10 protein-coding genes are annotated in these 14,544 nt (G+C 57.0%); 6 read left to right on the top strand and 4 right to left on the bottom strand.

All coding sequences use genetic code 11. The features are described 5' to 3' along the window. Positions 1–4 precede the first annotated feature (4 nt). The 3 genes from AC1RL4_RS17010 to AC1RL4_RS17000 are packed head-to-tail and all read left to right on the top strand — an operon-like array spanning position 5 to position 6,995. A complete protein-coding gene (locus AC1RL4_RS17010; protein ID WP_374707268.1) occupies positions 5–4,564 on the top strand; it encodes an alpha-2-macroglobulin family protein in 4,560 nt (1,519 codons plus the stop codon). Between the two features lies 1 nt (position 4,565). Then, positions 4,566–6,185 carry a DUF2300 domain-containing protein gene (locus AC1RL4_RS17005; protein ID WP_230173064.1) on the top strand — a complete coding sequence of 540 codons (1,620 nt, stop codon included), beginning with the start codon at positions 4,566–4,568 and terminating at the stop codon, positions 6,183–6,185. 3 nt (positions 6,186–6,188) lie between these two features. Beyond that, positions 6,189–6,995: a YfaP family protein gene (locus AC1RL4_RS17000; protein WP_230173066.1), complete on the top strand. Its 807-nt coding sequence runs from the start codon at positions 6,189–6,191 to the stop codon at positions 6,993–6,995. Between the two features lie 278 nt (positions 6,996–7,273). On the opposite strand, the gene darG is transcribed toward AC1RL4_RS17000, so the two are convergent. From darG to AC1RL4_RS16980, 4 genes are all read right to left on the bottom strand, one after another. Beyond that, the gene (gene darG / locus AC1RL4_RS16995; protein WP_230173068.1) at positions 7,274–8,362 is read right to left on the bottom strand and encodes a type II toxin-antitoxin system antitoxin DNA ADP-ribosyl glycohydrolase DarG; all 1,089 of its coding nucleotides are present in this window, start codon (positions 8,360–8,362) and stop codon (positions 7,274–7,276) included. Beyond that, complete coding sequence (darT, locus tag AC1RL4_RS16990; protein WP_230173070.1) at positions 8,359–9,003, bottom strand: type II toxin-antitoxin system toxin DNA ADP-ribosyl transferase DarT; 645 nt, start codon at positions 9,001–9,003, stop codon at positions 8,359–8,361. Before darT ends, darG begins: the two co-directional genes overlap by 4 nt. Continuing rightward, positions 9,000–9,572 (bottom strand): DarT ssDNA thymidine ADP-ribosyltransferase family protein, encoded by a 573-nt coding sequence (locus AC1RL4_RS16985; protein ID WP_230173072.1) that lies wholly within the window; start codon positions 9,570–9,572, stop codon positions 9,000–9,002. The genes darT and AC1RL4_RS16985 overlap by 4 nt, the downstream gene beginning before the upstream one ends. Positions 9,573–9,760: 188 nt before the next feature. After that, positions 9,761–10,681: a restriction endonuclease gene (locus tag AC1RL4_RS16980; RefSeq protein WP_230173074.1), complete on the bottom strand. Its 921-nt coding sequence runs from the start codon at positions 10,679–10,681 to the stop codon at positions 9,761–9,763. Positions 10,682–10,969: 288 nt separating this feature from the next. Between AC1RL4_RS16980 and AC1RL4_RS16975 the strand changes: the two genes are divergently transcribed. The 3 genes from AC1RL4_RS16975 (at position 10,970) to AC1RL4_RS16965 (ending at position 14,544) form a co-directional block, all read left to right on the top strand. After that, positions 10,970–12,508 (top strand): type I restriction-modification system subunit M, encoded by a 1,539-nt coding sequence (locus tag AC1RL4_RS16975; RefSeq protein ID WP_429570978.1) that lies wholly within the window; start codon positions 10,970–10,972, stop codon positions 12,506–12,508. Next, positions 12,505–13,710 carry a restriction endonuclease subunit S gene (locus AC1RL4_RS16970; protein ID WP_230173078.1) on the top strand — a complete coding sequence of 402 codons (1,206 nt, stop codon included), beginning with the start codon at positions 12,505–12,507 and terminating at the stop codon, positions 13,708–13,710. Before AC1RL4_RS16975 ends, AC1RL4_RS16970 begins: the two co-directional genes overlap by 4 nt. Positions 13,711–13,827: 117 nt before the next feature. Further along, positions 13,828–14,544, top strand: a complete 717-nt coding sequence (locus AC1RL4_RS16965; RefSeq protein ID WP_230173080.1) for a hypothetical protein — start codon at positions 13,828–13,830, stop codon at positions 14,542–14,544.

Here is a 14,544-nt window from a genome sequence, read left to right as displayed (position 1 = left end):
CCGCATGCTGCGCATTTGCTCAAAACTGCCTCTTTTGCTTGCGTTGGTTCTGCCTCTGTCGGCAGTCAACGCCGAAGACACCGTCGAGCCGAGCGGCTATACGCCGGTGGCCGGTGAAAGCTTTTTCCTGTTGGCCGACAGTAGTTTCGCCAGCGATGAACAGGCGGTGGTACGCCTCGAAGCGCCGGGTCGTGACTATCGCCGGTTCCGCATGGAGCCTTACGGCGGTGCGGACATTCGGGTGTATCGCATCGACAAGCCGCTGGATTTCCTCAAGCGCCAGAAGAACCTGCACCGTGTGGTCAGCGACGGCCAGTTCAAGGGCGAAGGCCTGTCGAACACCCTCGCGTACCTGTGGGACAACTGGTACCGCAAATCCCGTCGGGTGATGCAACGGGCGTTTTCCTACGAGTCGCGTAAACAAGTCACCGAGGAAGTGCCGGAACTGAAGATGGGCACCGCCATCGCCGCGCCAACGCCCTACGACGCACAGCCGCAATTCGCGTTGATTCCGGGTCTGCCGGTGGTCAGCCAATTCCGTTATCCGCTATGGCAAGCCAAACCGATCCAGCCGCCTGAAGGTGTGAAACTGGTTGGTTCTTCCAGTGAGTTCGTCAGCGTCTCGCCGGGTAACGTTTATATCCCGCTGGGCAACCTGAAACCGGGCCTGTACCTGGTGGAAGCGCTGATCGGCAAGTACCGCGCGACCACCATGGTGTTCGTCTCCAATACCGTGGCCGTGAGCAAGATTGCCGGTGATGAATTGCTGGTATGGGCCGCGCGCAAACATGAAGGCAGTTCGGTGCCGAAGGTTAATGTGCTGTGGACCGATGGCCTGGGCGTGATGAGCAGTGGCGCGACCGATGCCGATGGTTTGCTGCGCCTGAAACACGTCAGCCCGGAGCGTTCGTTCGTGATCGGCGAGGACGAAGAGGGCGGGGTGTTCGTCTCCGAGAACTTCTATTACGACAGCGAAATCTACGACACCAAACTCTATGCGTTTACCGATCGGCCGCTGTACCGGCCGGGTGATTGGGTGTCGTTGAAAATCGTCGGCCGCGAATTCAAGAATGCCCGGGATTCCGTGGCACCGACCGCTGCCGACGTCAACGTCACCGTACTCGACGCCACCGGCACAGCGCTGCAATCGTTGGCGCTGAAGCTCGATTCCAAGGCCGGCACCCAGGGCCGTTTCCAGTTGCCGGACAATGCGGTAGCAGGCGGTTATGAACTGCGTTTCAGCTACAAGGATCAGGCCTACAGCAGCGCCTTCCGCGTTGCCGAATACATCAAGCCGCACTTCGAGATCTCCCTGAACCTGGCCAAGCAGGATTACCGCACCGGCGAACCGGTCAAGGGTAGTCTGGTGTTGTTGTACCCGGACGGTAAACCAGTGGCCGACGCCAAGGTGAGCCTGAGCCTGCGCGCCCAACAACTGTCGATGGTCGATAACGAACTGCAATACCTGGGGCAATTCCCGGTGGAGCTGACCAGCGCCGAACTGACCACCGACGCCAAGGGCAACGCGACGCTAGACCTGCCCGCCGCCGAAAAACCGAGCCGCTACATGCTCACCGTGTTCGCCAGTGATGGCGCGGCGTATCGGGTCAAGACCACCAAGGAAATCCTCATCGACCGTGGTGCCGCCAGTTTCCGCCTGAGCGCGCCGCAACGGTTCAGCGCGGTGGGCGGCAAGGTTGCCTTCAGCTATGCCAACGAAGGTGGCAGCGAGCAGAGCAAAGCGGTCAACCCGAGCAGCTACAGCTGGGTGCGACTCGAAGATCAGACCACTGGCGAAGGAAAACTCGCCGCCAAAGATAAAGGCTTCACCCTGGCCTTCGACCGTCCGGGTACTTACAACCTGACGCTGAAAGATGATCATGGCCGCGTGCTTGGCGCGACCGGTCATTCGGTCACGGGTGATGGCGTCAAAGCCGTGCCCGGCACCGTGGAAATCGTCCTCGACAAACCCGAGTACAAGGCCGGTGACGAAGCCCTCGCGTTGATCACTTTCCCCGAGCCGGTCAGCGATGCGTTGTTGTCGCTGGAGCGCGACAAGGTCGAGGCCACGGCGTTGCTGTCCAAGGGCGCCGACTGGCTGAAGATGGAAAAACTCAGCGACACCCAATACCGCGCGCGCATCGCGGTGAAGGACAACTTCGCGCCGAACCTGACGTTCTCCGTGCTCTATACCAAGGGCGGTCAGTACAGCTTCCAGAACGCCGGTATCAAGGTGGTCGCGCCACAGATCGATGTGGCGATCACTACCGACAAAGAGGCGTATCAGCCCGGCGATACCGTGTCCGTGGACCTCACCACCCAGTTCGCCGGCAAGCCGATTCCGGCTCACCTGACGGTCAGCGTGGTCGACGAAATGATCTACGCGCTGCAGCCGGAAGTGGCGCCGACCATCGACCAGTTCTTCTACCACCCGCGCCGCAACAACGTGCGCACCAGCGCCAGTTTGTCGTTCATCAGCTACGACGTGGCACTGCCGGGCAGCCCGGGCGCGCCGGGCAAAGCCAACCGCAGCGAGCGTGGGGTGAAAGTGTTGGAGCGGCCGCGTCGTGAAGACGTCGACACCGCCGCGTGGCAGCCGGAATTGATCACCGACGCCAACGGCAAGACCCGCTTCACCTTCAAGATGCCGGACTCCTTGACCCGCTGGCGCATCACCGCCCGCGCCATCGCCGATGACGGTCAGGTCGGGCAGAAGAAGCAATTCGTGCGCTCGGAAAAACCGCTGTACCTGAAGTGGAGCGGCCCGACCAAATTCCGTAACGGCGACAAACCGGATCTTGGCGTATTCGCTTTCAGTCAGGCCGAGAAACCGGTCAAGGCTGAGCTGGTGATTCATTACGCGGGTGCCGAGCAACGTGTGCCGGTCACACTGAACAACGGCGTCAACTACGTCCCATTGCCGGCGTTCACATTGGCCAATGGCGATTGGACCGCCGAGCTGGTGCAGGATGGCAAAACCGCTGACGCCTTGGCCGTACGCCTGACCGCGACTGGCGAAGGCTGGCAGGTGACCCAGAGCCAAAGCCTGGACGCGCTCAGCGGCGACACGCCGTTGGCTTTGCCGGCGGACGCCACGGATATTCGCCTGCGTCTGGATGACAGCCCGCAAGCAGTGTTCCGTTCAGCCCTCGATGATCTGCTGAGCTATCCGTATGGCGGCGTCGAACAAACCGCCAGCCGTCTGCTGCCGCTGAGCATCGCCTATCCAACGCTGTCGTCGAACCCGCAGATCCGTGATCGCTTGCGTTTGATCATGCAGAACAGCCGCCTGCGTCTGGTGCAAATGGCCGGGCCGTCGGCGTGCTTCACTTGGTGGGGCTTTGACGGCGAGCCGGATGCGTTCCTCACCGCTTACGCCTATTACGCCGACTGGCACGCCAGCAAAGTGCTGGAACTGAGCCTGCCGCCGGAGCACTGGCAGCGGGTGTTGGAGGTCTACGCGAAACAGGCGCAGAACACGCCGCTGTTGCAGCGGGCGTTGATTCTGTCGTTTGCCAAACAGATGCAATTGCCGGTGAACACGCTGCTCAGCGGTTTGATCGACGACCTGGTGAAAGCCGGCGAAGGCAATGCCGCGAGCGTGATGGACGATGGCGCAGAGAGCCTGGTCATGAACGATCCGGATTCGGCCTTGGGGCTGGCCAGTGCTCGGGTGTTGACCGCGTCTTTGGCGCGTCAGGCCAAGGTCAATCTGCCGCCGGCGTTCAGTCGTCAAGTGGATGCTGCGCAACAGCAAGTGGCCGCCAGCGCTCAACCGTTTGTCGAAGCCCTGAACCTGTCGCTGCAGACTTTCGATCAGGCTCATGCGCAAGCGTTGTTGCAACGCCTGTTGCCACAGCAATCGACCCTGGAACGCGCGTTGGCGCTGACCTGGTTGCAACGCAGCATCGAGCAGGCCTCTCCGACCATCGCATTGGCACCGGGTGAGGGCTGGAAGAAACGTTACAGTGATACCGGTGAGATGTATTGGACGTGGCAGGGCTCTTCGCCAGTGCCGGCGGCATTGTCGCTGACCGGAACGCAAGAGCGCCCGCTACGCGCCGTGTTGAGCTTCCAGACCAAACAACCGGCAATCGATCCGATGGCCGTGACCATCACCCGTCGCCTGTCGCGTCTGGTGCCGGGTGATGAAGCGTTCGAATTCAAACTCGAAGCGGTCGGCACCAAGCCGTTGTCCAGCGATAGCCTGTACCTGGACGAAGTGATCATCACCAGCAAAGCCGCGAAACCGCTGCGCTACGGCATGCTCGAAGTGCCGCTGCCACCGGGTGCGGATGTCGAGCGCACCACGTGGGGCATCAAGCTGATGGGCAAGGCCGGCACCGAGCCGACCGCGCTGGAGAAGGCCCGTTTCGAGCCGGGGCAAATGGCCTATGCGGTGCCAGTGGATGCGCTGAGCGGTGAGTTGCGTCTGCGCCACTTGGTGCGCTTCTCGCAAAAAGGCCAGTTCAACCTGCCGCCGGTGCGTTTCACGCAGGTCTACGCGCCACAGCATCAGGCTCAGGAACAGAAACCGGCGCTCGGTCAGGTCACGGTCAACTGACATGACCCGGTGTCTGGTCTGGTGGTTGCTGTGTTTGATTCCTGCGCTGGCGACAGCGCAGGACGAGCCGCTGCGCCTGGGTTTCAAGGGTGAGCTGCTTACGTTGAGCCAGACTCAGGTGATCTCGCGTGAGCCATTGCCTGATGACTTGCAGACGCCGCTGGGCAGCCTGTGGAAGCTGTTTGTCTACGGTTGGCTGGTGGACACCGGCGCGCGCGAGCCGGCTTATGAGTGTCGCGGGCAATCGAAGGAAGAAGTTTATTGCTGCTCGGCGGGCGGCACGATCGGGCGCGATCAGGCGTTGGTGAAGTCCTGCGGGTTGTACTTTGAGCCTGCACGCCTGGGCATTACCGGCACGCAGTGGCGCGAGTATTGGCAGGCGAAGCAAGCGCCGAAATGGTTGCTGGATTTGCCGTTGTTGCAACCGCAGACCCGGGTTCCGGTGGCGGAGTTGTTGAAGGTGTTGGCCGTGATGCCGGCGCAGGATCAGGCGCGAAGGGTGTTGCTCGATGTGGTGCTCAATGCCGCGGATGGCAATGTCGTGGGTGAACTCGGTGGTCGGTTGCGGGTGAAAACCTGGAGCTGGCTGGGGGATCAGGATCCTTCGTCGCGCCAAGGCGGATTCGCGGGCTGGACGGTAGACGGCACGCCGATCTGGGCCAGTGGGCGCGGCACCAGCCAAATGGTGTTGCGCCATTATGGTCAGGCGCTGGCGACGGTGCTGCCCTCGTCATGGCCAGCCGAGGCAGGGAAGTGCGTTGAGGTCGGTCTGTTCGCGCGTTATCCACTGAAACGCGTGCTGTCGGGGGATCGCGTTGTAGCGCCCGGCCCTTTGCAAGGCGACTACCGCGTCGAGTTCGCCAACGGCAATCAACTCGATATCCACAGCGACGGCGAGTTGTTCTTGCTCAAAGACAAACTCATCGCCCGCCTCGATCGTGAAGAATACGTCGCCCGCGTCCTGCAGCGTGAAGCCAGGCCTGAACCCGTCGAAGCAGCCAAAGCCCTGGCGGTCGCGATCCGCACCTACCTGCTGCAAAACGCCACCCGCAATGGCGACTGCCTGAGCATCGATGACAGCAGCAGTCGACAGCGCGTCGCGCCACGTCCGGCCGCCACCGAGTCGCGCAATATCGCCTCGTGGACCAGCGATCTGGTTCTCGCAGGCAGCAACGTCACCTATCACTCCGACCAACCGGGGCCGGACAAACTCTCCTGGCAGCAAGCCGTCGAACAAGCCAATGCCGGCCAACGCTACGACGCCATTCTGCTGCACGCCTACCCGCGCGCCAGCCTCAGTCGCTGGGACAACCCGGTCGCCTCCTGCGAAGCGCTGCCCGCCGCGCAAGACTGGCTGCAAAACCAGCGCCGCGGCTGGCGCCAACGACTCGAAAGCGAAGTCGGCTACAACGAAGTCAGCACCTTTGCGGTCTGCCGCCTGGCCTTTGGTCGTCCGTTTGTCGACCGTGAACGCCAGCGCATCTACGTGCGCGGCGTGCTGTCGTTGCAAGACCGCCTCGACCTGACCCACGAATACCTGCACCTGGCCTTCGAAGCACACCCTAACGGCCAGGATGAAACCTACATCGAAGGGCTCGCCCGTCACCTCTTGCTGGAATAGGCCATGAAACTCCGTTATCCACAGGTCTTGCTGTTGCTTTGCGCTTTTTGCGTACTGCCAGCGACATTTGCCGCCGTCAAACTTGATACGCCCATTGGCGGCTGGCGTACCGGCGCCCCTGAAGGCGAAGGCGAAAGCTTTCGTCAGACGGTCAATTACCCGGCCTCGTCGGTCAACACCCCGGTGGGCCAGGCCAACACCGCGCGCATTACCGGCCAGATCCAATCCACCCCCAAGAGCAATGAGCCCGGCAAGCTGATCGTCAACGGCGTCAGCATGCCACTGAAGATCGATCCCGCCGGTCGCTTCGACCGCCCGTTCTCATTCCCCAAAGGCAGCAATAGCGTTGAAGTCCGCAGCCCCGATGGCCAACAACGCCACCGCACGCAGTTCCTCAATGCTAACGGCGGCGCCACCCCGGCCAAATTGCGCGTGCTGCTGGCTTGGGACAGCGACGGCACGGACCTGGACTTGCACCTCATCACCCCCGATGGCGCACACATCTGGTACGGCGACCGTGTCGCGCCCAATGGTGCGGCGCTGGATGTGGACGTGACCACCGGCTACGGCCCGGAAATCTTCGCCATGCCGGCGCCAATCAAGGGGCAATACCTGGTGTACGTGAACTACTACGGCGGCGGGTATCGCAGTGATGACGAAGGGCAGGAGGATGCGGTCCAGCCGCTGACCACCGCGCAAGTGACGGTGATTACGGAGGAGGGGACGCCAGATGAAAAAATGGAAACGTTCCTGGTTCCGATGCGGGCGGTGGGGGAGTTGACGTTGGTTAAGGGGTTTAGTTATCCGTGAGGGGGGATCGTCTCGGCAGTGCTGAGATGATTACAATTGGGCAGCAGTTTGCTGCCCAATTGCCTGGGTGAGGCGAGCAGAGTTAGTCAGCAGGCTGCTGACTCAGTATCAGCAGATGGTTCGAGCCTCCATGAAAGAGCTGGAAGCCTCTTTTTGTGACAGCACTGCTGACACAATTTCCGGTTCCGATAGGTTAACGCTCGACCTGTTGCCAGGAGCAGACAAAAGTCGCAGCACTGCTGCGACAAATAGGCACGTGTGCAGGATCACTGGAGAAGTTAACAGACCGCCATTTCAGGCCTGAAACTACTGGAGGTAAGACGTTTCAGTGCGATATCAAGCGCCTGATCATCGAACAGTTTGCTTTTGCGAGCTGCTGCACCGGCTCCGCCATCCCAACGACTCAGCGCTTCACGTACAGCAGGCACAGTTGGGGAAACTCCTTCCTGACTCAGCAACCAATCGACCGTAGCCAGCAATTCCATACCGAAGGGCGATTCAAATCCGTCAATTAGCTCGGTGGTCCGCTCCAAGGCTGGCAAGAAGTGCTTGGCCTCAGTCTTGAGGTAGGTTTGCAAAAAGGCTTTGCGTTCTTCATCGAACCAAATCACATCACTGATACCCGCATCACTAATCCGCTTGTCGCAATGCAGATAGCTGCCATCAAGATTATTGAGCAGATGCTCCAACCGATTGGCATACGGACCGTATTTATGAGCAACAAACTGAAGATTCAAAGGGTTTTCGGTGTCCGGTAACTTTTCTATGGCGCGCTCAAGGAACCAGGCCAGTTTCTGAATCTCAAGCAGGCTGCATTCCATGCCCAGAACCCAGTAGCGTCGAACCAATTCTGCAATGAGTGCGCGAGCAGGCGTGAGCTTCTCCACTCCGCTACGTTTGGCGACATTCAGATACTGATTGGAAGGTTCGAACACCAGCACATCTACATCCAGATCACTCAAGACTGCAACAATCTGTTCGCGGACCTCAGGCCATTTCAAACCACCGTTACCGGCACCTAACGGTGGAACCGCAACGGACTTCACATGGTTTTCAATCAAAAAGCGACGCAGATCGTGTAAGCCTTCCGTTATCCATGCCATCTGCGAAGGCGATCGCCAGTGACGTTTGGTCGGGAAATTTACGATCCAGCGAGGACCTTCCAGTTCGTTGACTGCCGTTACGTGAACCTTGCCTGTCTCTACCTCGCCAGCCTTGCAGGCCGCTGAATACAGGCGGTAGTTCTCCGTGAAGCGCTCTTTGAACATCAGCGCGATACCTTTGCCCATCACACCTACGGTATTCACCGTGTTGACGAGGGCTTCGGTTTTGGCTTCCAGAAGGTTGCCTTGGGTAAATCGGATCATTGGAAATACCATCCCGGACGCGCATGGACAGATAACGTCAGGCCTCTAGCGGCGACGTCTTGCTCTATGCGTTCTTTCATTGCATCGGTGTAGCACATGATGCCAAGGAGTCCTGTAATCGGTAGGTGATGGTGAATCAGTGCTTCGGCCTGATAACGCTCCATCTTTCGAGGGTCATCAGGATCACGTTTGAAGTCGCGTCGTTGAAGGATAGACCAATCAATCTCGCTGAGATTCGCCAGATCGCTGTAATAGTCTGTCCAATCCGGGTAGGCATGTGCGTTTGTGAAGACAAACGGTAGGCCAAGTTGTTCGACGCGGTACAGACTGGAGACCAGAATCACGATCTCGTCGTTGCTACGTTGCTGAACGCTCCACCCGGAGTGAATGTTTTTCATCATCACAGAGAAGGGCGTGAAGTAGAAGGGCACGTAGTCGGCCAACACCCCCCTTGGAGCAATGGGCACGTGGCGAGATCGGCGTTTGTCGATCAAGTCGACGTTGCCGATATTCACGTACTGCGGTGCCTGCACATCGGAGCTGGCGCAATGCAGACCGTTGTCCAGAATCCAGGGCAGGTTATCACGATGGACGACACGCCAAATCAGAGCCTTTTCTGGATTCAGACTGTTGTAAATCATCTAAGAAACATGCCCCGATTCACTCCGATTTGTACAGTAACACCGGCCTCGCGCATTTTAGTCTCGCAGAGGGCTTCAACCTCGGCATTAGAAACAAAAACTTTGAAGAAATCGTCAGGGGAAACAATATCGGGAGACAGGCACTCTGCCATGCAAATGCTTTTGCAGTGTGGATCGTGGTAGTCCCTTTCGTTCATGACGTCCCAATTGATCGCTTCGAAACCTTCGGCGTAGTCGAGTAGTTGAATGGCATCGTTAGCCAATGGATGGTGAGGAATGACCTTCCAATGGTTTCTAATGGCGAAGTTTCGATGGACCGAGATCACGACGAATTGGGAGTCGGGTCTATTGCGCTGGACGCTCCCATCGAACGGGTTCGCGGCAAACCAGTGGAAGGGTACGTATCGCTCTAATCCAAGAGCCTGTCGTTTTCGCAGGATTTCTGCATCAGCCACGTCTGCGAACGCATCGAGTTGCGCTCGTGGCTTCAGGCCGTTCTGAAAAATGCTGCTCAGGTTATCAAGCGAGGTGAGGTGGTAGAGAAGTTTTTGTTCCTTGATGTCCGGCATGTCGGTCTCCTTGACCTATGCATGAGCTGAACTGGCTTCATCCCTGCTTATTTTTCCGTGCCAATAACGACCTTGGAGAAGAGCTCGTACATTAGTACGGTTTGGCAGGACGCTTTGCGTGATTCTATTGTGATATCACTTAAGCCCACAAGCGTCATCGGGGGATGTGATGTTCGCCAGATTCACGCTCACTCCTCATCAAAGTAATCACGATCCAGCGCCGGCAACCGCAACAATCGTGATGTTACGCCCACCTCATGATCCATCATCAGGTGCACGAGCCGCGTGCCATCCACCAACACGATACCGTCCACCGATTTGGCGAAGTCGATCGCATGAGCAGTGAAACCGGAGGTCGTGATGAACACTCCTCTTTTAGCCTTTTGACCGGCGAGAGCCCCATAGAACGCCTGCAGTTCAGGGCGGCCAACCGTGTTCTGCCAGCGCTTGGCTTGAACGTAAACCTTCTCTAATCCCAGTTTGTCGAGCGAGATGATGCCATCAATGCCGGCATCCCCAGAGCCTCCGACACGTTGCAGGTCATTGCGACTGGCGCCATATCCCAGGCGATGAAGCACATCTAGCACGATCACTTCAAAGCGGTTGGGGCTGACCTGTAACAAGTTATCCAAAAGGTCGACCGCTGTGGCGTCGCGCAACTCCTGGAGCGCTTGCACTAGCCGGTCATCGGGGCTAGCGGTGGCGGAGGTTACGTCAGGTTCAACAGGCGTTTCGTCATCAAGTGGGGCGGCGTCGGGGGCAACCTTCAGCTTCACATTCATATAGCCAATGGCTAAATGCTCCACTTCATCGGACGGCATGGGGGCTGGATGTTCCTTGGCGTAGGCCACACCTGCGTCAGTCAATTTCCAATACCCGCGTTTGGCACTGCTGGAAAGACCTGCGCGCTTGAGCCGATCGTGTGCCCAGCCCGCTCTGTTCTTGTAGGTGGCTTGCCCACTGGCGATCAGTTCTTCACGTTGCTCTACGGTCAATTGCAACAATTTTGCTGCAGCTTCATGGGCATCCCGAGCGGGTGCACCTTCGGGTTTGGTGGCAAGAAAACGCAGGATGGGTTCGATGAACTGATCGTAAGTTGGAACGGACATGGGCGCATCCCTGTGCTGATTGTGTTTTTGTGCTGATCGGCGGGCGAGTATAAATTAACGGTCACTTAGGATGCCTCCAAGAGTAGGTGCTGACGCCGAGAAAGCGTAAGCCTCTGTGTCTCGGATCAGTCATGTGCTGAATGACTTGTCGACACAGGGTTTTGTCCTACAGAACATCCCTGCGCAATAAATTCCGCCGTCTGGCATACGCCAGCTTTGCCCAGGCGCTATCATCCCCCACTTTTTAGCGCCTGCGCAGCGGGCGCATAAGCTATGGAGCAACACACGGTGATCACCGGCGAACTCAAGAGCAAAATCGACGCTATCTGGAATGCCTTCTGGTCGGGTGGTATTTCCAACCCGATGGAGGTCATGGAACAGCTGACATACCTGCTGTTCCTGCGTCGTCTGGATGAGTTGCACACCCTGGAAGAAAACAAAGCCAATCGCCTGAAACAGCCGATGGAGCGTCAAATTTTCCCTGAAGGTCTGGACCCGCGTGGCTGCAATTACAACGACTACCGCTGGTCGCGCTTCAAGCATTTGGCGCCGGCGGCCATGTTTGAAGTGATTGCCGACCACGTGTTCCCGTTCTTGAAAACCATCGGCAGCGACGACTCCACCTACAGCCACCACATGCGCGATGCACGCTTCACCATTCCGACGCCTGCGTTGCTGTCCAAAGTGGTGGACCTGTTAGACGGTATCCCGATGGACGATCGCGATACCAAGGGCGACGTCTACGAATACATGCTCGGCAAAATCGCCAGCGCTGGGCAGAACGGCCAGTTCCGAACGCCACGGCACATCATTCAGTTAATGGTTGAACTGACCGCGCCCAAGCCCAACGACGTGATCTGCGACCCGGCCAGCGGCACCTGCGGATTTTTGGTGGCGGCCGGTGAATACCTGCGCGACACCTACCCAAGTCTGCTGCTCGACGCCACTCAGCGTCAGCACTTCCACCACGGCATGTTTCACGGGTTTGACTTCGACAACACCATGTTGCGCATCGGCAGTATGAACATGCTGCTGCATGGCGTGGAAAATCCGGACATTCGTTATCGTGATTCCTTGGCGGAAAGCACCGCAGGGGAGGCGGAACAGTACAGTCTGATTCTGGCCAACCCGCCGTTTGCCGGCAGTCTGGATTACGAAAGTACGGCGAAAGATTTGCAGCGCATTGTTAAAACCAAAAAGACGGAGCTGCTGTTTTTTGCGTTGTTCCTGCGCTTGCTCAAACCGGGTGGCCGTGCAGCGGTAATCGTGCCAGATGGTGTGATGTTCGGCTCCAGCAAGGCGCATAAAGAGTTGCGTCGCATGATCATTGAAGATCACAAACTGGATGGCGTCGTCAAACTCCCGAGTGGTGTGTTCAAACCTTATGCGGGTGTTGCTACCTCGATTCTGCTGTTCACCAAAACCAATTCCGGCGGTACCGATAACGTTTGGTTCTACGATCTGCAAGCCGATGGTATCAGCTTGGACGACAAGCGCCTTCCACTGCTAAGTGATGACAAACTAGGTGTTGTGCCGAGTACTAAACTTAGCGATGAGGAACATACAAGAAACAACTTGCCAGATGTGCTTGTCCGTTGGAATGAACGGAAGGGAACAGAGCTTAACAATTCGCGTACGGCGCAGAGCTTCTGCGTGCCTAAGGCCGAAATAGTTGCTCAAAAATATGATCTCAGCCTCAGCCGATACAAGGAAGCGGAACATGAGGAGGTGGTGCACCGCAGCCCCCAAGAGATATTGGCTGAGCTAGGCTTGCTGGAGGATCAAATTCGTCAGGGAATGCTCGATTTACGGGAGGTTCTTAGATGACTCGTTGGGCGGAAGTTGAACTAAAGAACCTTGTTGATCCTGTAAAAACATGGAATCCGCTAGTTGCGCAAAGCACAGAAAAATTTACTTATGTTGATTTGAGTGCGGTCGATCAAAAGCGGAAGAAGATCGTTGGTGCAAAAGAGATTTTTTGTAAAGAAGCTCCAAGCCGGGCAAGGCAACTGGTGAGTTCAGGTGATGTTATCGTTGCAACGGTGCGGCCGAATTTGAATTCAGTCGCAAGTGTTTCGCCAGCATTGTCTGGTGCTACGGTTTCTACTGGTTTTTGCGTTTTACGCCCAATTGCTAGGTTGCTTGACTCTCGCTACCTGTTTCATTGGGTAAAGACAAAAATATTTGTCGATAAGATGGTTAGGCAGGCTAGTGGGGCTAGTTACCCAGCAGTGAGCGATCGAATAGTTTTAAGCTCGAAGATTCCTGTTGTGGAACTTTCCGAACAGAAAAGAATTGCTTCTATTCTTGATCAAGCTGAATTGTTGCGAGTCAAGTGCCATGAAGTTGTTGATGGGCTTGGAGCTCTAGTTCAATCAACTTTTGTTGATTTATTTGGCTGGCAGAGACAAACCCCTGTAACTATAGGCGATTCTCTTGAGGAGCATGTGAAGGGATGGCGGTGGGAGCTGTTAACCAATGTCGCGCGGTTGGCAACAGGTCATACTCCAGATAGACAAAATTCCGAATATTGGAATGGTGATATTCCGTGGCTGTCATTGACAGATATTCGTGGGCTTGATTTATCTATTGCTCAGCAATCTGGGGAATGTGTAACTCAAGCCGGAATAGATAATTCCTCCTCCGTTAAGCTTCCTCAAGGGACGGTTTGTTTTTCTCGTACTGCTTCTATTGGGTTCGTAACCTTGATGGGGCGAGAGATGGCGACCTCTCAAGATTTTTTTAATTGGGTTTGTGGTGATAGATTAGAACCGGTATACCTGATGTACGCTTTGTTTCTATCTCGTTCAAGGCTTCGATTGCTAAGTAATGGTTCTACACATAAAACTATTTATTTTCCTACTGCCGAGAATTTTCGTGTGTTGGTTCCGCCAATTGAGTTGCAAAAGAAATTCGCCTTCCAAGTAGCTGCTATTGAGAAAATTAAATCTACTCAACAGCTGCGATTGTCTGAGCTTGATGCCCTATTCGCATCCCTCCAACACCGCGCCTTCCGAGGCGAACTCTAACCCATGCGCGGCTCCATGCTCCCCGTCTGGTCTCGTACCTGGCGCGAGCTCTGGAGCCCCTTGACGCGACACGGATCGGCGCCTGCCGATCTGTTCTGCGAATTGTACCGGGCGTTGATGCCCACCTTAAAAACACCACCGTCCCTGGCAGTCCTGGCCGAAATCATCGACGACCCTCCCCAAAGTGTTCGAGCCTTTCGCCGAATCACCGCCGATGACCTGATCGACGAATCGGCACTGCTGGGTTTTCTACGAAACGCCTACGACATACTCGACGAGTTAGCCGGCGATGCACTGGCCAATGCGTACTTCAATCGCCTGGCCAACTTCGTTGACACCTACAACCTACGTTACGAATTACGCCGCCCGTGTCAGCTGTACCCGACCATCCCCGGCCTGTTCGCCAACCTGGTTCAGGGACTGCGCGACAGCAACACCGAACACCCGCACCTCCACACCCTGCAACGAGACTTCGACGAAGCCTTTCGTGATCTGCACGACAAGGGCGGCGAGGGGCGGATCAAAACCTGCCTGCAAAAACAGATCAATCTGTTGGAAGCCCTCGGCCGCGATAACCCTCGGGTCAATGAGTACGCACTGTCGAGCATCTGCGATCAGCTCCCCCATTGGCCCCACGCCAAGGTGCGCAATGCGCTGAAAAGCCTCTATGGTTTCACCTGTGACTACCCCGGCATTCGCCACGGCGGCAAACCCGGCAGCGTGGAAGGCAATATAGAGATGCGCGATATGCTGGCACTTTGTATCCTGTTCACCGGATTCACCCCGTACCTGACCGACCGGTTAGACGTTGCCGCCATATTCCAAGGACGTTGA

This window comes from Pseudomonas sp. GW822-FHT07A10, from assembly GCF_058798795.1.
Note: the sequence above shows the minus strand (reverse complement) of the source record. Positions and strands in the feature narration are given on the sequence as shown.